The sequence below is a fragment of the Streptomyces sp. NPDC048603 genome, from assembly GCF_043199475.1.
GTDB lineage: Bacteria > Actinomycetota > Actinomycetes > Streptomycetales > Streptomycetaceae > Streptomyces.
Map to the genome: position 1 here is coordinate 37,321 of NZ_JBICVY010000025.1, position 17,171 is coordinate 54,491.

Sequence of the window (17,171 nt, forward strand, 5' to 3'; positions counted from 1 at the left end):
GGCCGCATACCGGCGTACATCCCCATGCGCTCAGCCTCGTACCTGTCCGGTACGGGCTGATCCTCGGCGGCGTGCACCCGCCGTCGCAGCGCTGCACCCGGCCGGACATGGGTGTGTGCCGGGCGGCCTCCCCAGCCACCCGGCACACCCGGCTCCCCCACAAGCCCCGCCGGCTACCGCTCAACGGCGGCGGCGGGCGCTGTCACCCTGTTCAGCGGTGGCGGCGGCCCCAGGACTTGGTGTCTATGGTGCGGCCGCGGTCGTTGCGGAGGGTCGCGGTGTCAAAGCGGTTGTCCCACACGTGGGCATCGGACCCAGATGGTCGATGATCCGGCCCGCAGTCGACTTCGAGACCCCGAACAGCGAGGCGAGCTGACGCATCGTGAGGTTCGTTCGCCAGTAAGCTGCGACCAGCAGGGTTCTGTCTTCCAGTGGAAGACTCCACGGCCGGCCCCTGCGGGCCGCGTCCGCTCCTGCGCGTTGCAGCACCGTCACCAGCTTCCCGAAAGCACGCGGAATTGCATGATCATTCCACTGCTTCAGGTCCACCCTGCTCGAACGCGATACGGCAGCGTTTTACCTGGTCGGCCACCTGCTCCATGTACCAGCGCATGACTTCGTAGGGGACGACGCGCTCGGCAGGGCTCCAGACGCGGACGGTCGGCTGCAGATTCGGGTCCTCGTCCGGAACATGTGTCACCAGGAAGGCAGCGCCGGGCAAGTGGGTCACCACGGCATTGGGGTTCTCGGCCCCTTCGGCCACCGAAGGCACAGCCTCGCTCAGCTCCACAGCCCAGGCATCGTCGGGCAAGGCGTAGTGGAACAGGACAGCGTAGTGGCGACCTGTGTGTTCTTTGAGCTCCCAGGGCATGTCGGCAGGCTGCCACAACTGCCGTGCCGGAGGCTCGCGGATATCCCGGCTCCCACCTGAGTGCAACCCGACCAGCGTTTGCGGGACAGCCCTTAGGGACATGAGGGCAATCCTCTGACACTCACGTCCTGAAGCGCCAGGTGATTCAGGGCAGGGTAGACAGGCCAGGTCGGTGTCAGCTGGTTGTCTGCCGTTGTTCCGCGCGGGCGCGGGTGGTGGCGAGGCGGTGGGAGTCGGTGCCGGTCTCGATGATGTTGCCGCCGAAGGTGAGGCGGTCGATGATGGCCGTGCAGAGGCGGCGGTCGGTGAAGGCACCCCGGCCGGCCTGGACCCGGATCTTCTCACGGCGGCCAGCGACGTAGCCGCGGACCATCTGGTAGGAGACCTCGTTCGCGCCGTGCTCATCCAGCAGCCGTTCGAAGACCCGCTTCACGGTGTGCCGCTGCTTGCGCGGCGCGTCCAGGTCTGCTCGCAGCATCTCGTCGATCAACGGCTTGAACGGGTCCAGCCGTGTCGCCCGCGGTGCCGGCTTCTTCCCAATACTCGACCGCCTTCTGCACCACTGCGACGTCGTCTCGATCAACGGCCCCAGCTACCGACTCAAGAACCGGCTCACCGCGCTCGAGCGCGAGACCGCGGCCTGAGACCTGCAGCCGGCTCAGGCGCTCATCGGTTGATGCAAATGTCCGGCAGCGGTGCGTCACCCTCACCTTCCGCAGCGAGGACTTCTCGCGCCAGCTGCCGGGCACGATCCCGGGTCAGCACCGTGCCGTCAGCGGCGTCGATGACCAGCCACTCTTCCCCGCGGTCGTGGTCCGGGGCGTCGTGCTCCAGGGGACCGTGAACATGGGCCCACACGGTCTTCCCGTCCGATGAGAAGCCGGCCGAGCCGCGGTTGGCATGGCGGTGGTCTCTGTCGTCCGCGTACTCGGAGAAGTCGGTGTGACCCGCGCAGCCTGCCCAGCAGCGGTGCCGCAGTTCCCACCGTGGGCTTCCCGACTGGTCAACGGCTCGCAGTGCATGCGGTCCGGCGAAGACAACCAGGTCAGCGGCAAGCGACACCACGCTCGTGCCGAACCGACGAGGCCAGGGCGCCGGAAAGGAGACGGTCGAAGCCGTGGTCGGCGGCTGGGCTTCCTGGACGATCAGCTCTGTGTCCCCTCGCTGTATGAGGAGCCGCGATGTGGGCCGAGGCTCCTGCCGGGACCCTATGACAGGCCGCCCCCCTGCGCATTCAACCCTCTCCGGAGCACTGACCAGGATGCACGGGACCGGAGGGATACGGAAAGCGGGCACGTTTCTCCGTACCCGCCTGGGCACAGAAGGGGCTCTGGCAAGAATTTCGTAGGCGGAGATCATCTCGGTGACACGGTCGGCCGGTCCACAAAAGGGGGCTGCCAGCGGTCACACATTCCGCACAGACGGCGCGTCAGATACCTACACGGGTGGGCACTGCGTCCGCGCGCCCGTATCCGAGCACCTGAGCGAGGACCTCGCGGAACTGCCTGATGTCCTCGGCCGGTGCTTCGATGACGGCCTCGATCTCGGGGTCCGTCAGCCGCAGGTCTCCCAGGGCTTCGGGGTCGAGTGCGATGCGGAGAACGTTGCCTGTCAGGGCGGCTTCCCGCACACAGCCGTATGCGGTGCCCTGTCCGGCCGTGACCAGGCAGTGCGTGTCCATACCGAGGGCGACCTCCTGGTCATCGGGCTCCTCTTCCCCTGCCATGAACATCATGATGAAGCCGCTTCCATCCTCACCCTCGGCAAGAGCGGCTTCGGTGAAGTACCCGTCAGGATCGATCTCGGTCCTGACGGCGCGGGCGGTGAATCGGTATGTCATGACGGGGTTCTATCAGTGTTTCCAGCCGTGCCACGCGGCAAGGGCGAGCGCGAGGAACTACGTGGGCGTCCCCACGGGCAGCCTGTGGCTGTGTTCTGACGAACTTGCCAGTTTTCTCACGTAGTTGCCGGACGCGCCGGCGTCCCTCTCTTCCGCCACCGCGTCATTCCGATCGCCCACCTCCGCCGCCGCTTTGCGGACCGGCCGACCGTGTCACCGAGATGATCTCCGCCTACGAAATTCTTGCCAGAGCCACGTTCACGTGTACGCAGACATCCGTCCTTGCTGGACCCGGGACGCCGCGACGGACCGGGGCGCCGGGAGGCGGGCGGACCGGGAAACGGGGAGACTAAGGGAGAGCGTGACGCCTGACCGCTGCGGCCCGGACGGTCCGCGGCGGACGGTCCCGCGCAGGGGCCGGACCATCGACCTACGTCCGCGCGCACCGGGGGGGCCACGGCCCTGTCCAGGAGTCCCCATCGTGACTTTGACCCCGCAGCGATCCGAACGCCCTCGGCGCACGGCGGCCCGACGGGCCGCGCTCCTGCTCGCCGCCGCAGCGCTGCCGGCGGCCCTGGTGGTGCCCGCGGCGCCCGCCGCAGCGACGCCCGTGACCAAGACCTTCACCGCCGGCGCCAACCAGCGGTTCGTCGTCCCGGCCGGCGTCACCCGACTGACCGTCACCGCCACAGGCGAGCCGGGACGGTCCGCCATCGAGGGCGGAGCGGGCGGGACCGGCGCCACCGTCACCGGCACCCTCACCGTGGTGCCCGGCACCACCTACTACGTCAACGTCGACACGGGCGGCGGAGCCGTCACCGGTCAGCGCCCCGGCGGCAGCGGCGGCGGTGCCAGTGACGTCCGTACCTGCAGCTCGGCGCGCGCGAGCTGTGCCCTGACCGGCATTCCCGGCACCGACCCCCGCCTCATCGTCGCCGCCGGCGGCGGGGGCGGCGGAGGCGGCTCCAGCTTCACCGGATTCCCCGTCCGCGAGGCCACCGGCGGAGACGCGGGCGACGCCGGGAAGCCCGGCGGCGAGCGACCGGACAGCGGCGGCGGGGGTGGCGGCGGAACCCAGACCCTCGGCGGCAAGGGCGGAGCCGCCTGCCCCGAGGGCTTCAGGGCCGGCACCGACGGCACGCCCGGTACCGGCGGCACGGGCGGTGGCGGATTCGGCGGAGGCGGTGGTGGCGGAGGCTGGCACGGCGGCGGCGGAGGCGGCGGCTGCTTCCTGGTCAACGCCAACGGCACCGCCGGGCCGGGCGGCGGCGGTGGCGGGTCGAACCTCGTCCCGGCAAGCGGCACTTCCGGCCCCGCCACCGGATCGGCGCAGGTGTCCATCACCTACGGTGCCTGAACCGTCGTCCGTGGGGTGCAGAGCACCGGTTTCGTAGCAGCGCCCGACAAGGCCAAACGCCACCCCGTGTCAGTACGGCAAGGCCGGGCACCGCCTTCGTGTCAGCGAGCAACATTCCGCTGCCACAGCCCGAGCAGAGCCCGTACCTCCGGGGTGACGTGAACCTCCCGTAGTAACGGGTCCCCTCCCCCGGCGCCGCAGCCCCGTCTTCCTCAGCGGGTGACGGAAGACACCCAGGTCAACCGCCCGGTCCGCGCTGGCCTCCGCCACCAGGTCCGGGCTGGCCGCGGATGACGGAGCCGGCGGATCGGGCTTCGGCTCGGCGGGCTGTTGAGCGGTCGCGAGTACGCAGAGCCTCATTGAACCGTCCGCTCGTTCGTGCGCGGGGGAGCCTGCGTGGACGCAAGCTCCCCCGCGTGGTAGCCGCTCAGGTGGTCAGGGCGCTGCGGTTGTGTCCGGGGTGAGTACAACGGTCAGTTCCCGCGGTGCACGGAACCGGAACGTGGTTGTCCAGCGGACGCTCCCAGGAGCGGAGGCAGGCTGTATCCCAGGCAGTCGGCGCAGCAGGGCGTCGAGGGCGAGGATGACCTGGGTGCGTGCCAATGCGGCGCCGAGGCAGTAGTGGAGGCCGTGGCCGAGGGCCAAGTGGCCCTTGTCGACGCGGTGGATGTCGAACCGGTCGGGATTCGGGTAGCGGGCCGGGTCCCGGTGGGCGGATGCGAGCGAGAAGAGCACCGTGTCGCCTGCGGGGATACGGACCTCGCCTACGTCGACCGGCTCCGTCGTGAAGCGGCGGATGGCGCTCAGGTTGGGATGGGCGTATCGGAGCAGTTCCTCGACAGCGGCGGGCAGCAGATCCGGCTTCTCCCGCAGCTCGGCCAGCTGGTCGGGGTGGTCCAGGAGCGTCACCACGGCGTTGCTGATCTGGTGCTGGACGTTTTCGCTGCCGGCTCCCAGGATCAGGAACGCCAAGGAGACAAGCTCGTCCTCCGTGAGCCGATCGGTTTCGTCCCGGGCCGCGATGAGGCCCGACAGGATGTCGTCTCCGGGGTTTGCGCGGCGCCTGGCTACGAGGTCGACGAGGTAGTGGTGGATGCTGCCGATCGTTTGGACCAGCTCCTGCCCGCTCGCGGGTGCGAGCATGCCGGAGATCCACCCCGAGAACTGCTCCTGCTCCTCGGCCGGTACGACGAACAGGTCTCCGATGACCTTCAAGGGGAGCGGCTTGGCGAACTCGGCCACCAGGTCGGCCTGCCCGTCGGTGTCCAGGCGCTCGAGCAGCTGGTGCACAAAGGTGTCCACCGCGCGGTGGATGTGATTCCGCATGCTGTCGACATGCCGCGGGGTGAACCCTTGTGCGACGAGGCGGCGCAGCCGCAGGTGGTCATCCGCGTCCAGGTTGAGAAGGTTGGCATCCAGGGCCGGAGGAAGGGAGAAGCCCTTGAATCCGGATCCGGAGTGCTGCTTGTCGACAGAGAAACGGGGGTCCGCCAGGCCGCGCCGCACATCGCATTCGTGCGTGACCAGCCACACGGGGGACCCGTCGGGGAGCGCGATCCTGTGTACGGATCCCTTCTCCCGCAGCTGCGCGTATACGGCGTATGGGTCGGACTGGAAGTCGGGCCCGAAGGGCTGGGGAAGAGGCGTGCTGGAGTCGTGGGTCATGGGGTTCCTCGCGAACTGGGTCTATGTTGTTGTGTTTGGTGGATCGAGTGGATACTTCGTCGGGTTGCCGCCGGCGCCGGTCAGGCCCGGGAGATGACCACGCACTGCACGGCGTACGGCCGTCACGATGCCGCCATCGCGCCACACCGCGCCACCACCCAGCCCATCCTGCGCTCCCGGGCGGCACCGCGAGCGCGACCCCCAGCCTCGTCTTCAAAGGGCGTGACGGCCCTGGCGCAGTACCTCGCGCGGGAGGGCGGCGTGCCGGCCGAGCAGCGGCAGCGATGCGACCGGCTCAACGCCACGCAGTACGAAGCCTCGCCGGGCTCGGGGTGGAATGGGCCCAGGAGTAGCGCTGCGCCCGCGTCGTCCGGGCGCGCCCGGATGCGTCGGTCAGTGGTCGCGGTCACCTGCCTGCCGTCTCTGGAGTTCCAGCTGCCTCCTTCCGCCATGGCTGCCGGCCTCGTGGGCACCCGGCTAACCACGTTCAGGTGGCCGCCTGCGCAGGTGGCCGGAATCAAGGGGAAGACATCGTGCAGGGCCTACCCTGCCTGTCGTTGATGATCTACGAGAGGCAGGCTCCTTCATATCCCGGGGCCACGCAGATCCCCGCGACACACACCGCTGTGACGGACCGGCACCACAGGCAGCACGTGGCAGGCGTTTCGCCTCCACGGTGAAGGCCCCTGCGATGGGCGCGTTCTTCGCCTCCTTGGCGCTGGTGGCAGGGAGTGCCGTGCTCGCGCCGCCCGCGTACGCGGCAACCTCCGGCACCATCGACGGCAACGTCGTCCTCGGCCACACACCATGATCGTCACCGCCGAAGCGGGTGGCGTGCCCATGCTCAGCGGACACACCAACAATGTCTACAACAAGTCTTTGCACAAGATCCTGGCCGAGAACCAGGGCGCCTGGTTCTACGCTCACCGCACCTGATCCGAACAAGAGGAGCGTCCTGTGAGAAAGGCCCTGGCACTGGTGCTGGTCCCCGTTGCAGGCGGGCTGCTCGCTGCCTGCTCCACTGAGGGCAGGAGCGAGGAAGAGACCGCGAAGGCATACATCTCCGCGCTCAACGACCGAGACCCGAAGGCTCTATTGGCGCTGGCGGTGGAGAACAACAGCTTGGTGGGGATGGAGGAGGACGCCGAGGAGATCATCTCCAAGGAGGGCGGCCGCGGCCTGAAGATCGCCGATATGAAGGTCACCACCCCCACATCGCCCGAGGCCGCAGACGTGGACGTGAGCGGTACGGACAAAGCCGGGAGACCGTTCACCATCCGCGTCTACGTCTCCCGCGAAGGAGACGCAAAGGACTGGACCATCAATCTAGGACGATATGAAGGCACCCCCAAGCCAAGCCCCGCCGAGACCGGCAGGTAAGGCGGGGCTACGCGGCCTCCGCCAGGGGTTCGGCGATCGCCCGGGCGCCCTGCGAGTCTGGTGATCAGCAGCCCGGGGGCGGGGGTCTGTCCGCTGGCTGGCTGTCGCCTGGGTCATCAAGCGCGGTCGCCGAGCCAGTCCTCGTAGTGGGTGGGGGCCAGGCGTGCGCCGTCGCCGGCGATGAGGACGTCGCCGGTGACGGCCGCGAACATGCCCGCCTGGGCGTCGGTGACCACAGTGCGCGGGTCCTGCCGGGCGGAGAGGGTGAGGCGGCCGAGCTCGTCCAGGGTGAAGACGTCGGGGCCCGCGACGTTGAGCGTGCCGCCGAGCGGAGGAGCGGTGGCGACGTCGGCCAATGCCGCCACCACGTCAGCTGCAGCGATGGGCTGGACCGGCGTGGCGGGCAGCCGGACGGTGTCGTCGTCCGCCGTCCAGGACATGACCGGGTCCATGAACTCGAAGAACTGGGTGGCGCGCACGATCGAGTAGGGGGTGGGCCCCTTGCGCAGCAGCTCCTCCTGGAGCGTCTTGGCGCGGTAGTAGTCCAGCTGCGGCACCTGGTCGACTCCGACAATCGAGAGGATGACCTGGTGCCGGACGCCCGCGCGCTCGCCCGCCGCCAGCAGGTTGCCCATGGTGGTGCGGAAGAACTCCGGGGAAGCTTCGTCGAACGTGGGCGAGTTCGTCACGTTGACGACCGTCTCGGCGCCTTCGAGCACCTGGTCGAGCCCCGTACCGGTGAGCAGGTCGACTCCGCTCGAGAGGGATGCGGCGACCACCTCGTGTCCGGCTTCGCGGAGCCTGGAGACGAGCCGGGAACCGATCAGTCCGGTGCCGCCGATGACGGTGATCTTCATGACCGTACCCAACCCTTCCACCCAACTCGGACACTTCTGGTCGAGACGATACGGGCCTGGTGAGGGTGAATCCGCCCGGCTTGCCCGGACGGACGCCACGAACCCCTCGCGGGGCAGTGCCTGCACCTGTTCGGCAAGGCAGTCAGGAGCAACGCCCTCGATCAACGCCCGGGATGTGCCGACGTCGCCGGACGCCTTGTCGCCGGGTGTCCGCGAACGCCGCCCGCCCCAGGCCACCGTCGGCCGAGACCGAAGGGAAGGTCTCCAGTCGGCCCTTACCCAAGAGTGTGTCGGCCGGCTTCAAAGCCGGCGCAGCACGTACGCGTAGCCGATCTGACGCCGCCACGTGGGAAATGAGGTGGGTCGGGCACGGCCGACCTCCTGCCGTACCGCGGCCGGCGCAGGGAATCAGGCCCTTGCGATCCGGAGCGCCGAGGCGATCAGCAGGACGGGCGAGACCCCCGCCCCGATGATGATCGTCGGGATGGCCACCCACAGGAGGGGGTGGTCGCCGGCCTCGTAGGGCATGTCCTCGGCCACGATCATGAACCACACCAGGTGCAGGGCCGTGCCCGCGATCAGGGCGATCCAGTACAGGCCGATCCCGGCCGCCCACAGCCGGACCCTGACGGGCGGCACGGTCATCAGCCGCTTCCGGTAGACGTGGAGCCAGGCCATCGCGCCGAAGAGCAGGAGCGTCACGGGGAAGCGCCACCAGTCGTCGTTCATGGCCCATTGGTGCGCGCCGCTCTGCTGCTCTGATTCGGAGGGGTACTGCGCCGCCCGGTCCAGCAGGTCGAACCCTCCGATGAGAAGGACCACGACCGGGATCAGGAAGAAGAGCCCGTAGAGGGGCCTGCCGAGACCCGTGGTCAGGGCCCTGATGGCGACCTTCCGCCGGGAGGACGCGGTCGACGATGCGGCACGAGCGCGGGCCGGCCCGGCAGGCGGCCGGCCGGGAAGGACCGCCGTGGGCGGCGGGGTGTGCGGGGGAAGCGCGGTGGTGGCCTCCTCGTCCGGTCCGGAAGCCGCCCCGGACGCCCGCTCCCGTACGAGGTGTTCCGTGTCCCCCTCCGGCTCCTCCGGCTCCTCCGTCTCCGCGTTGAGCAACTCCTCCGCCTTCTGCGCGATGGCGGCGACCACGGGCGCCGGCAGCCAGGGGCCTGTGCCCGCCCGCTCCTCGGTCGCGGCGGCGAGCTCGGTGACCGTCGGGCGGTCCTCGGGCCGCTTGGCCAGGCAGTGCCGGGCCAGTTCCCCGAACCGGCCCCCGACCCCGTCGAGGTCCGGTTCGTGGTGCACGAGCCGGTACAGCAGTTCGGCCACCGACCCGCCGCCGAACGGGCCGCGCCCGGTCGTCGCGAAGGCCAGCACCGCTCCCAGGGAGAACACGTCCGCCGCCGGGCCGACGGTCCGGCCCTCCGCCTGCTCCGGTGACATGTAGCCGGGCGACCCCACCACCAGACCGGTCCCGGTCAGCGCCGTGTCGTCGGCGGACCGGGCGATGCCGAAGTCGATGAGCAGCGGCCCCGACTGGGAGAGCAGTACGTTGGACGGTTTGACGTCCCGGTGCACCAGACCCGCCCCGTGCACCACCGCCAGCGCCTTCGCGAGTCCGGAGAGCAGCCGCCACAGGGCCTCCTGGGGCAGCGGCCCGTGGCCGATGACGGCGTCGGAGAGCGCGGGCCCGGGTACGTACGCCGTGGCGAGCCAGGGCACCTCCGCCTCAGGGTCGCCGTCCAGGACCGGCACGGTCCCGGCTCCCCGGAGCGACTGGGCGGCCCTGACCTCGCGGGCGAAGCGCCGCCGGAAGTCCGGGTCGTCGGCGATCGTCCCGTGCACCACCTTGAGGGCGACCGTCCGGCCGCCCGGCGACCGGCCGAGGTAGACGCGGCCCATGCCGCCCTCCCCCAGGCGGTACAGGAGCCGGTACGCGCCTACCCGGCGCGGGTCGGTCGCGGTCAACGGCTCCATGCCACACCCCCCTGAGACGCCAGCGGCGTCGTTCCCACGTGAACGCCCGTCACGTGAGCGTCAGTCAGCATGGCACAGCAGCGCCGCCCTCGGCACGGGAGCGTGTGAAGCGGCTCGCACCCACAGGTTCGGGCGGGGTACGGGGCAGCAGGGAGGGCATCGCCCGGGCGGCGCAGGGGATGCCCGCCGGCGGTCGGGGGACGATCTCGGTTCCCGCCTGCGGAGGCGGGCGAATTGTTCGGTTTCGGCCAGATCGCCGGTGAAGAGGACACCGGCGTCGGGTACTTCGATCACCTGGTCGCCCTTGGTGTGGCCCTGGCCGGTGGTCCGCAGGCGTACGGTGCGGCCGCCGAGGTCGAGGTCGTGCCGGTCGTCGTAGACCACGTCCGGGGTGACGACGCGGACGTCGGCGTCGAGGCGGTCGGCGACCGGCGACCGGCGAGCCGAGACCGCGGAACATCTCCAGGTAGCCGGCTCCCTTCGTCCTGAGGTCCTCCGCCTGGGCGCGGTTGGCGAGGTAGGTGGCCCGGCCGCCGAAGACGTGCGCGCCGAATGCGTGCTCGGGGTGGAAGTGGGTCGTGGTCAGGTAGAGGCGGCGGCCCTTGGCTGCCTCGGCGGCCAGGGCGAGGACCTGCTCGGCGTTGGCGGTGCCCATGCCGGTGTCGACGACGAGGACGGCCTGTGTGCCGCCGATGATGCCGATGTTGGGGACCAGCGGGATCCCACGGTCTGGGATCACCATCAGGTCGGGGGCGATCTCCTGGGCACCGGCCACGTGGACGGCGGGGTCGGGAAGCAGCGCGTCGTTCATGCTTCGATTGCACCCCTGCAGGACGTCGGCCGTCCAAGACCGGTTCAGGCAGCCCCGATACCGTACGGGTATCGTCGCAGGATGGAGCTGCGGGCATTGCGCTATTTCGTCGCGGTCGCCGAGGAACTCCACTTCGGCCGGGCCGCCGCGCGGCTGCACATGAGCCAGCCCCCGCTGAGCCGGGCGATCAAGCAGCTGGAGATCAGCCTCGGCGTCATCCTGCTGCACCGCTCCCTACCGGGCGTCTCCCTCACCCCCGCCGGGAAGGTGCTGCTGAACGAGGCCCGCAACCTGCTCGACCAGGCCGACCGGGTGCGCGTACGCGTGGCCGCCGAGGCCGGCCCCACAGCCATCACCATCGGCCTCCTCGGCGACGGCACCGACCTGGGCGTCGTCCGGCTGGCCGACGCCTACCGGAGGCAACACCCGGGCATCGAGGTCCGCATCCGCGCGACCGGCCTGACCGACCCGACCTGCGGGCTGCGCGCCGGGCTGGTCGACATCGCCCTCACCCGGGCCCCGCTCGACGAAACTGGCCTGACCGTGCACGAGCTGCGCGCGGACCCGGTCGGCGCGGTGCTGCGCACCGACGACCCGCTCGCCTGCCGTACCCGCCTGGAGCCGGCCGAACTGGCCGGTCGGCGCTGGTTCCGGTTCCCGGAGGGCACCGACCGGCAGTGGTGGTCGTACTGGAGCGGCGGTGAACCGCGCGAGGGGCCGGTGGTACGGGCCGTCCAGGAGTGCCGGCAAGCCGTGCTCTGGAACGCCACGGTCGGCATCACCCCCCTCGGGCACGACATGCCCGAGGGTCTGACCGCGGTACCGCTGGCCGACATGGCACCGAGCCGGGTGGTGGCGGTGTGGAACGAGGACGACACGAACCCGTTGATCCCTTCGTTCGTCCGCATCGCGACAGCCACCCACCGCCGGTCAACTTGACCCGGCCCTAAAGGACCGGGTTTGGAGGTAGCGCCCAACTGGCTGCTGGGTTGGCTCCTCCGTCCAGACACCCCGTTACGGGGTGGCAGGGACGCGTGACTCACGCCCCGCAGTCCACACGGTCTCGGCCTTGCGGCCGATGTCGTGGGACGCGTTGTCGTCCGCGTTGGCCAGGAACCCGCAGGCCCGGCACGCGAACGTCACCTGATCGATCCGGTTCCTCCGGTCGATGTGGCCGCACTCGGAGCACTGCCGGCTGGTGTACGCCGGATCGACGTACACCAGCGGCACTCCGGCCCGCTTCGCCTTGTACTCCACGAAGGAGGCGAGCTGGTGGAAGCTCCACGAGTGCAGGGAGGTCCGCTGGTCCTTGCGGAGCCGTACCCGGCTGCGGATGCCCGTGAGGTCTTCGAGGGCGATCCCGTGTCCGGTGCGTTCAGCGGTGGTGACGATCCTTTTCGAGATGATGTGGTTGACGTTGGCGGCGTGCCGGGCTTCCTTCCGCGAGCGCTTCTTGAGGAGACGCTTCGCGGACTTGGTGCCCTTGGCCTGGAGTTTCTTGCGCAGGGCGAGCTGTCGGGCCCGGTGCCGGTTCAGTCCGCGCCCGGCGGGGCGGTAGCCGGTGGATGTGGTGGCGATGTTGACGATCCCGAGGTCCACGCCGATGAACCCGGTGGGCTCATACTGCTCGGCCTCGGAGATATCGCAGACGGCGACCAGGTAGAACACCCCGTCGCGTTCGATCAGATCGGACTCGCCCCTGCGGTGCTCGCGGAGCATCTTGAGCGCGTCCGTGGAACAGGTGAAGGGGACGTTCTTGAGACGCCCGGTCGTGGTCCAGATCGACACCGTCTGTGCGTCGTACTGCCAGGACAAGCACCGGTCGTCATACGGCTGTGCGGCCTCGGGCCGGAACGTGATCGGCTTCGATTCCGCCTTGGCCCGCCGCTTGGAGCCCGGCTTGCCCAGATTCCCGGCCTTGGTGTTGGCCTTGAGCGTGGTGTATGCGCCGCGGGTCTTCTTGATCACGTGCTGGGTGGCCTGCGCCCCCAGACCCCGGGCTTTCAGTTCGGCGTAGGTGTGCTTGCGCAACTCGTACTCACGCGGAACACCACGCTCGAACGCCACCCCCGACACCCAGCACGCGGCCTCGTTGACCGTGCGCAGGGTGGAGCGCAGCGCGGCGGCCTGGTCGGCCTCCGGCATCAGCTTCACCTGCGTCACGATCTTCATACGGGCAACGCAACAGGCCCCACTGACAATGCCCGTTCCAGCCAGAGCGGAACGAATTCCGGCGCTTCGCTCCTCCGTGCCAAGGATGCGATTCCTCCCGGCGTAAACGCCCGAGGTTCCTCGCAAGATCAAGCTGAAACGTGTGCAGGCGTTCGGCCTGGTGGAGCCCCGCGGGGGGATGGGTCACTCCTCGTTGAGCCAGCCGCATACGTAGTACTGCTGGTCCGCGTTCCGCTCGATGATCCATTGGTTGAGGACGTCGCCGGCGAGCTGCCCGGTCTCGGGGTCGCGTCGGGTGATCTTCGCTTCCACGCTGAGCTCGTCCATGCCCGCGGGTATCTCGTAGGGCTGGAGTTCCCAGCGGTCCACGAAGTAGCCGTTGAGGGCGAATCCGAGCAGGCCCGAGCGCAGCCGGGGGCAGGTGCCCCGGCGCAGCGAGGTCATGTCGTGGTCGGCCAGACCGTTCATGTAGAGCGCGAAGACGCGCTCGATGGCTTGGCGGTCGAGGGGGGTGTGTGGGGGTCTGCGCGTGGGCGTGGGGCTGGGGCTGGGGCTGGGGGTGGAGGGGCCGGTCGTGGTGGGTGCGGCAGGGGAGGGTGATGGGGACGGGGAGTGGTGCGTGGGCGCCGTGGAGTCGGTCGCGCGGGTGCGGCCGGTGTCGTCGTCGGGGGTTCCGGAGCCCGGTAACCACCAGGGCGTCGCGATCAGGGCGGCCACGAGGACCGCGGCCAGGCCACCCAGCAAGTACCCCCACCGCCGGGCAGGACGGGCGGGGCCGGGCCCCGTCGGCGTCAGCCGTCCCTCGCCGGGGCCGGCGCCCGGCGTCGAACGCAGCCGCAGCGTGGATGCGGATGCCGGCGCGGGGTCCGGCCGGGAGGGCTCCGCTTCGCCCGCCGGTCCGGTGAGCAGGTCGTACGCCTCCTCGGCGGTGAAGCGCTGCGCCGGGTCCTTGCGGAGTAGGCCGGTCAGCACGGGGGCGAGTTCTCCGGCGCGGACGGCGGTGGCGGGTTCCTCGGTGGCGATGGCGACGAAAACAGCCCAGGAACCGGAGCCGCTGAACGGAGGGTTTCCCTCCACGGCGGTGAACAGCGTCGCGCCGAGGGACCACAGGTCGGATTCGGCGGTCGCCGGGAGACCGCGCACCTGCTCGGGGGACATGTAGACCGGGGTCCCCATGAGGGCCCCCGACCGGGTGAGACCGGGCTCGCCCTCCACGGCGGCGATCCCGAAGTCGGTCAGCACCACCCGGTCGCCTTCGAGCAGGACGTTGGCGGGCTTGATGTCCCGGTGGGTGACGCCCGTGGCATGCACGGCGCGCAGCGCGTCCAGGACCTGTCGGCCGATCATGGCGACCCGGGCCGGCGGAAGCGGCCCGTTCTCCTTGATCAAGTCGTCCAGGGAGCGGCCGTGTACGAGTTCCATCACGATCCACGGGCGGCCGTCGTCGCCGGCTATCCGGTCGTGGACGGTGATGACCCCCGGGTGTTTCAGCCTGGCGGCCGCGCGCGCCTCGCGGTCCAGGCGGCCGATCCAGGCCTTCCGTCGGGTGGCGTCGAGGTCGTCGGGGAGACGGAGTTCCTTGAGGGCGACCTCCCGGCCGAGTTGCTCGTCGCGGGCCCGCCAGACGGTTCCCATGCCGCCCTGGCCGAGCAGTTCGGCCAGCCGGTACCGGCCGGCCAGCAGCCGTCCTCGATCGTGAGTCACGACCGGGAACCTAACCCAACGCGCCTCGTCGTGAGAACGGCCCCCCCGGCTCGTGTGCGGTGCCGGGTCGGCCGGTTCGCGTTCGTCGGCCCCGCACCGGATCGGGATCCCGGGGCCGCCCCTGGTACGGATCGGGGTTCGGAGTCAGGGGTGCTTCCGGGTCGGCGCCGGTGTCCTGGTGCCTTCCGGGGTTCGAGCATGAGGTCATGTTGATTTCGGGACGTCACCGCTTCGGTCGCTTTCTCGCTCCTGGGGTCTGGGCCGCTGTGATCTGGGCCGTGTTCGCGGCCTTGTGGGCCCCGTCGGACACCGACCAGGAGCTCAGTCCGTTGTCCCTGACGGTCAGTGACTTCGCGGCTCTGGACCGCGGGGGCCCGATCGAGACGGGAATGGCCCTGCTGGGCGGCGTGTCGTTGGCCCTGTTGGTGGCGGCCAGGGCGCGCACGGCCGCGGTGCGTGGCGTGCCGTCCGTCCTGTTGGCGGTCTGGGGGCTGGGGCTCGTCATTGCCGCGGTCGTGCCAACGGATCCGCTCACGGACCGGCTGAGCGGGCCTGCGCTCGTGCACCGCTACGCCTCCATCGCGGCGTTCACCGCGCTGCCAGCCGCCGGGCTGCTGCTGGCACGACGGCTCGGCGCCGATCCCCGCGCGGGCGGCACTGTCCGGTGTCTGCGCCTGCTCTCGTGGGCCGCGCTGGGCGGCGCCGCGGTCATGGCCTACTCGGCGGGCCCTGGCGGCCGGGAGCTGATCGGTCTGGTCGAACGCGTACTGCTCGGCTGCGAGGTGGCCCTGCTCGGCGTTCTCGGCCAGCACGTGCAGCGATGCGCAGCGGCGGTCGCCGCCGCGTCCGACCGGGCCTGAACGGGGCCAGGGGGCGGAACACCGGAGCGAAGCCGGCACGTCTCCGAACAGGCGAAGCCCCGCCGTCCCGCCCGCCGGCCGCAATCCCTCCGCTTGTCCGCGGACAACCGGTTGTCCGTCGCCCTCCCTCGGCCGGCCTGCGCGGTCGTCGGTGGACCGTGCGGCCAACTCCGCGAGCCGCGGATCCGGGGGACGCACCGCACGGCGGCATGCGGCACGCCTTCTGCGGCCGCCCCGGGCGATCTTCTGGAGTTCCTGTGACGGGCGCGGTCCCGCTCTCCCCCGATCCCGCCCCGGCCTGCCCGGTCGCGGCCCGTCAGAGGTGCGGCGGTGCCGGACGTGTCGCCTGGGTGTGGTGGTCGATCCGCTGTCCGCGGGCGGGCGCGCGGTCCTCGAAGAGGGTGCGCATCGCCGTCAGTTTCACCTCGGTCTCCTGCCATTCGGTTTCCGGTTCGGAGTCGGCCACGATGCCGCAGCCCGCGTACAGGCGTAGGCGGTTGCCCTCGATGGCCGCGCACCTGAGGGCGATGCACCATTCGCCGTCGCCCCGGGCGTCCTGCCAGCCCACCGGGGCCGCGTACCTGCCGCGGTCGGTGTTCTCCAGGGCCTGGATCAGGGCGAGCGCGCGGTCGGTGGGTGTGCCTCCGACCGCCGCGGTGGGGTGGAGAGCACCGGCGAGTCCGAGGGAGGACACGTCCTCGTTCAGGGTGCCGGTGATGCGGGTGGCCAGGTGCGTGAGGTGGGGCAGGCGAAGGAGTTCGGGCCGGTCCCAGTGGCGTAGTTCGGCGCAGAAGGGGCGCAGCGCGTCCGTGGCGGAGGCTGCGGCGTAGCCGTGTTCCTCGGCGTTCTTCGCGGTGCCGATCGGGGTGGCGCCGCCCGGCCAGGACGTGCCGGCCAGGACGAGGGAGGTGAGCTGCCGTCCCATGCGGCGGACGAGGAGTTCCGGGGTGGCACCGGTGAGACCGTCGACGGCGAAGGTGAAGCAGTCCGGGTAGCGGTCGGAGAGGGTGGCCGCCAGGGTGCGCAGGTCGGCGGCGCGGCTGAGTTCGACGACGGTCTGGCGGGCCAGGACGATCTTGCGGGCCTCGCCGTCGCGGATGCGCCGGACGGCCTCGTCGACGGTGTTCTGCCAGTGGGACTTGGCCGTCGGATCGTTCCGCCAGGTCGCCCGGGGCATCGGTGCGGGCTCCTGCCTGGGGACGGGGCGGGGAGGTGTTCCGACCGTGGTCATCCAGGAGTCGCCGTCGCGGCGGCCGATCAGTACGCGGGGCACCACCAGCGCCGATGTTCCCGTCGCTGCGAAGGTGAAGCTGCCGAAGGCGACGGGGCCGGTGCCGGGGCGGCGGACCTCGTCGTGGATCACGGCTGCGGCGGTCCACTCCCGCCACCTGCGGTCCGCCTCGTCGAAGCGGTCGGGGCCCGCCGTCTCCAGCCGGGTGGCCTCCCCCCAGGCCACCAGCCCGTCCCCGCGGTGCAGCCACAGCGTGCTGGACGGCCCTGGGGCCAGGGGCGCGAGGGGGCCGGGGTCGGGGATCCGGACGGTGGTGACTTCGAGCGGGCTGCTGCTGCTCAACGGGGGTCGCTCGCTTTCCGGGAGTGACTGCGGGGAGGGTAGGGGGTTCACGGGCGGTGGGCCTGCACGGTGTGCACCGTGGAGGACACGGCGCGGAACGCGTCGTGCTC

Annotated in this window: 14 protein-coding genes and 5 pseudogenes; 6 read left to right on the plus strand and 13 right to left on the minus strand. The window is 70.7% G+C overall.

What is annotated here, in order from left to right; translation table 11 throughout:
• Window positions 1-211: 211 nt before the first annotated feature.
• The 4 genes and pseudogenes from ACGFQ9_RS37445 to ACGFQ9_RS37460 form a co-directional block, all read right to left on the minus strand.
• Window positions 212-304 (minus strand): annotated as a pseudogene (locus tag ACGFQ9_RS37445) (lamin tail domain-containing protein); the annotation flags it as partial.
• Window positions 274-549, minus strand: a pseudogene (locus ACGFQ9_RS37450) (transposase family protein); the annotation flags it as partial. The pseudogenes ACGFQ9_RS37445 and ACGFQ9_RS37450, both read right to left, overlap by 31 nt.
• Window positions 527-871: a hypothetical protein gene (locus ACGFQ9_RS37455; protein WP_393580301.1), complete on the minus strand. Its 345-nt coding sequence runs from the start codon at window positions 869-871 to the stop codon at window positions 527-529. The gene ACGFQ9_RS37455 and the pseudogene ACGFQ9_RS37450, both read right to left, overlap by 23 nt.
• 175 nt (window positions 872-1,046) lie before the next feature.
• Window positions 1,047-1,181: pseudogene (locus ACGFQ9_RS37460) on the minus strand (AAA family ATPase); the annotation flags it as partial.
• A 229-nt stretch (window positions 1,182-1,410) separates the two neighbouring features.
• On the opposite strand from ACGFQ9_RS37460, the pseudogene ACGFQ9_RS37465 reads away from it, so the two are divergent.
• Window positions 1,411-1,515, plus strand: a pseudogene (locus ACGFQ9_RS37465) (ATP-binding protein); the annotation flags it as partial.
• A 785-nt stretch (window positions 1,516-2,300) separates the two neighbouring features.
• Here ACGFQ9_RS37465 and ACGFQ9_RS37470 read toward each other — a convergent pair.
• The gene (locus ACGFQ9_RS37470; RefSeq protein WP_393580302.1) at window positions 2,301-2,711 is read right to left on the minus strand and encodes a hypothetical protein; all 411 of its coding nucleotides are present in this window, start codon (window positions 2,709-2,711) and stop codon (window positions 2,301-2,303) included.
• A 481-nt stretch (window positions 2,712-3,192) separates the two neighbouring features.
• On the opposite strand from ACGFQ9_RS37470, the gene ACGFQ9_RS37475 reads away from it, so the two are divergent.
• Window positions 3,193-4,068 carry a hypothetical protein gene (locus ACGFQ9_RS37475; protein WP_393580303.1) on the plus strand — a complete coding sequence of 292 codons (876 nt, stop codon included), beginning with the start codon at window positions 3,193-3,195 and terminating at the stop codon, window positions 4,066-4,068.
• 435 nt (window positions 4,069-4,503) lie between these two features.
• Here the strand turns inward: ACGFQ9_RS37475 and ACGFQ9_RS37480 are convergent, their stop codons facing one another.
• Window positions 4,504-5,733, minus strand: coding sequence for a cytochrome P450 (locus ACGFQ9_RS37480; RefSeq protein WP_393580304.1), 1,230 nt, complete (start codon window positions 5,731-5,733; stop codon window positions 4,504-4,506).
• A gap of 676 nt (window positions 5,734-6,409) precedes the next feature.
• Between ACGFQ9_RS37480 and ACGFQ9_RS37485 the strand changes: the two genes are divergently transcribed.
• Window positions 6,410-6,544 (plus strand): hypothetical protein, encoded by a 135-nt coding sequence (locus ACGFQ9_RS37485; RefSeq protein WP_393580306.1) that lies wholly within the window; start codon window positions 6,410-6,412, stop codon window positions 6,542-6,544.
• A 146-nt stretch (window positions 6,545-6,690) separates the two neighbouring features.
• A complete protein-coding gene (locus ACGFQ9_RS37490) occupies window positions 6,691-7,113 on the plus strand; it encodes a hypothetical protein (RefSeq protein ID WP_393580307.1) in 423 nt (140 codons plus the stop codon).
• A 116-nt stretch (window positions 7,114-7,229) separates the two neighbouring features.
• Here ACGFQ9_RS37490 and ACGFQ9_RS37495 read toward each other — a convergent pair whose 3' ends face one another.
• The 4 genes and pseudogenes from ACGFQ9_RS37495 to ACGFQ9_RS37510 form a co-directional block, all read right to left on the minus strand.
• Window positions 7,230-7,970 (minus strand): SDR family oxidoreductase, encoded by a 741-nt coding sequence (locus ACGFQ9_RS37495; protein WP_393580308.1) that lies wholly within the window; start codon window positions 7,968-7,970, stop codon window positions 7,230-7,232.
• Between the two features lie 408 nt (window positions 7,971-8,378).
• Window positions 8,379-9,941: a serine/threonine-protein kinase gene (locus tag ACGFQ9_RS37500; protein ID WP_393580309.1), complete on the minus strand. Its 1,563-nt coding sequence runs from the start codon at window positions 9,939-9,941 to the stop codon at window positions 8,379-8,381.
• A 60-nt stretch (window positions 9,942-10,001) separates the two neighbouring features.
• Complete coding sequence (locus tag ACGFQ9_RS37505; protein WP_393580338.1) at window positions 10,002-10,325, minus strand: MBL fold metallo-hydrolase; 324 nt, start codon at window positions 10,323-10,325, stop codon at window positions 10,002-10,004.
• 190 nt (window positions 10,326-10,515) lie between these two features.
• A pseudogene (locus tag ACGFQ9_RS37510) lies at window positions 10,516-10,752 on the minus strand (MBL fold metallo-hydrolase); the annotation flags it as partial.
• An 81-nt stretch (window positions 10,753-10,833) separates the two neighbouring features.
• Between ACGFQ9_RS37510 and ACGFQ9_RS37515 the strand changes: the two are divergent.
• Entirely contained in the window at window positions 10,834-11,691 is an 858-nt protein-coding gene (locus ACGFQ9_RS37515; RefSeq protein WP_393580311.1) for a LysR family transcriptional regulator, read from the plus strand.
• Between the two features lie 75 nt (window positions 11,692-11,766).
• Here the strand turns inward: ACGFQ9_RS37515 and ACGFQ9_RS37520 are convergent, their stop codons facing one another.
• Together ACGFQ9_RS37520 and ACGFQ9_RS37525 are read right to left on the minus strand one after the other, a co-directional pair.
• Complete coding sequence (locus tag ACGFQ9_RS37520) at window positions 11,767-12,924, minus strand: RNA-guided endonuclease InsQ/TnpB family protein (RefSeq protein ID WP_393580312.1); 1,158 nt, start codon at window positions 12,922-12,924, stop codon at window positions 11,767-11,769.
• A gap of 183 nt (window positions 12,925-13,107) precedes the next feature.
• Window positions 13,108-14,628, minus strand: coding sequence for a serine/threonine-protein kinase (locus ACGFQ9_RS37525; protein ID WP_393580314.1), 1,521 nt, complete (start codon window positions 14,626-14,628; stop codon window positions 13,108-13,110).
• A 206-nt stretch (window positions 14,629-14,834) separates the two neighbouring features.
• Here ACGFQ9_RS37525 and ACGFQ9_RS37530 point away from each other — a divergent pair, with 206 nt between their 5' ends.
• A complete protein-coding gene (locus tag ACGFQ9_RS37530; RefSeq protein WP_393580316.1) occupies window positions 14,835-15,488 on the plus strand; it encodes a DUF998 domain-containing protein in 654 nt (217 codons plus the stop codon).
• Between the two features lie 316 nt (window positions 15,489-15,804).
• On the opposite strand, the gene ACGFQ9_RS37535 is transcribed toward ACGFQ9_RS37530, so the two are convergent.
• The gene (locus tag ACGFQ9_RS37535; protein ID WP_393580317.1) at window positions 15,805-17,061 is read right to left on the minus strand and encodes an isochorismate synthase MenF; all 1,257 of its coding nucleotides are present in this window, start codon (window positions 17,059-17,061) and stop codon (window positions 15,805-15,807) included.
• Window positions 17,062-17,171: the final 110 nt, after the last annotated feature.

Bases quoted from the DNA above. Each gene is read 5' to 3' on its own strand.
- ACGFQ9_RS37470 (WP_393580302.1), bottom strand. From the start codon at position 2,711: ATGACATACCGATTCACCGCCCGCGCCGTCAGGACCGAGATCGATCCT.
- ACGFQ9_RS37530 (WP_393580316.1), top strand. From the start codon at position 14,835: ATGTTGATTTCGGGACGTCACCGCTTCGGTCGCTTTCTCGCTCCTGGG.
- ACGFQ9_RS37520 (WP_393580312.1), bottom strand. From the start codon at position 12,924: ATGAAGATCGTGACGCAGGTGAAGCTGATGCCGGAGGCCGACCAGGCC.
- ACGFQ9_RS37515 (WP_393580311.1), top strand. From the start codon at position 10,834: ATGGAGCTGCGGGCATTGCGCTATTTCGTCGCGGTCGCCGAGGAACTC.
- ACGFQ9_RS37500 (WP_393580309.1), bottom strand. From the start codon at position 9,941: ATGGAGCCGTTGACCGCGACCGACCCGCGCCGGGTAGGCGCGTACCGG.
- ACGFQ9_RS37495 (WP_393580308.1), bottom strand. From the start codon at position 7,970: ATGAAGATCACCGTCATCGGCGGCACCGGACTGATCGGTTCCCGGCTC.
- ACGFQ9_RS37480 (WP_393580304.1), bottom strand. From the start codon at position 5,733: ATGACCCACGACTCCAGCACGCCTCTTCCCCAGCCCTTCGGGCCCGAC.
- ACGFQ9_RS37455 (WP_393580301.1), bottom strand. From the start codon at position 871: ATGCCCTGGGAGCTCAAAGAACACACAGGTCGCCACTACGCTGTCCTG.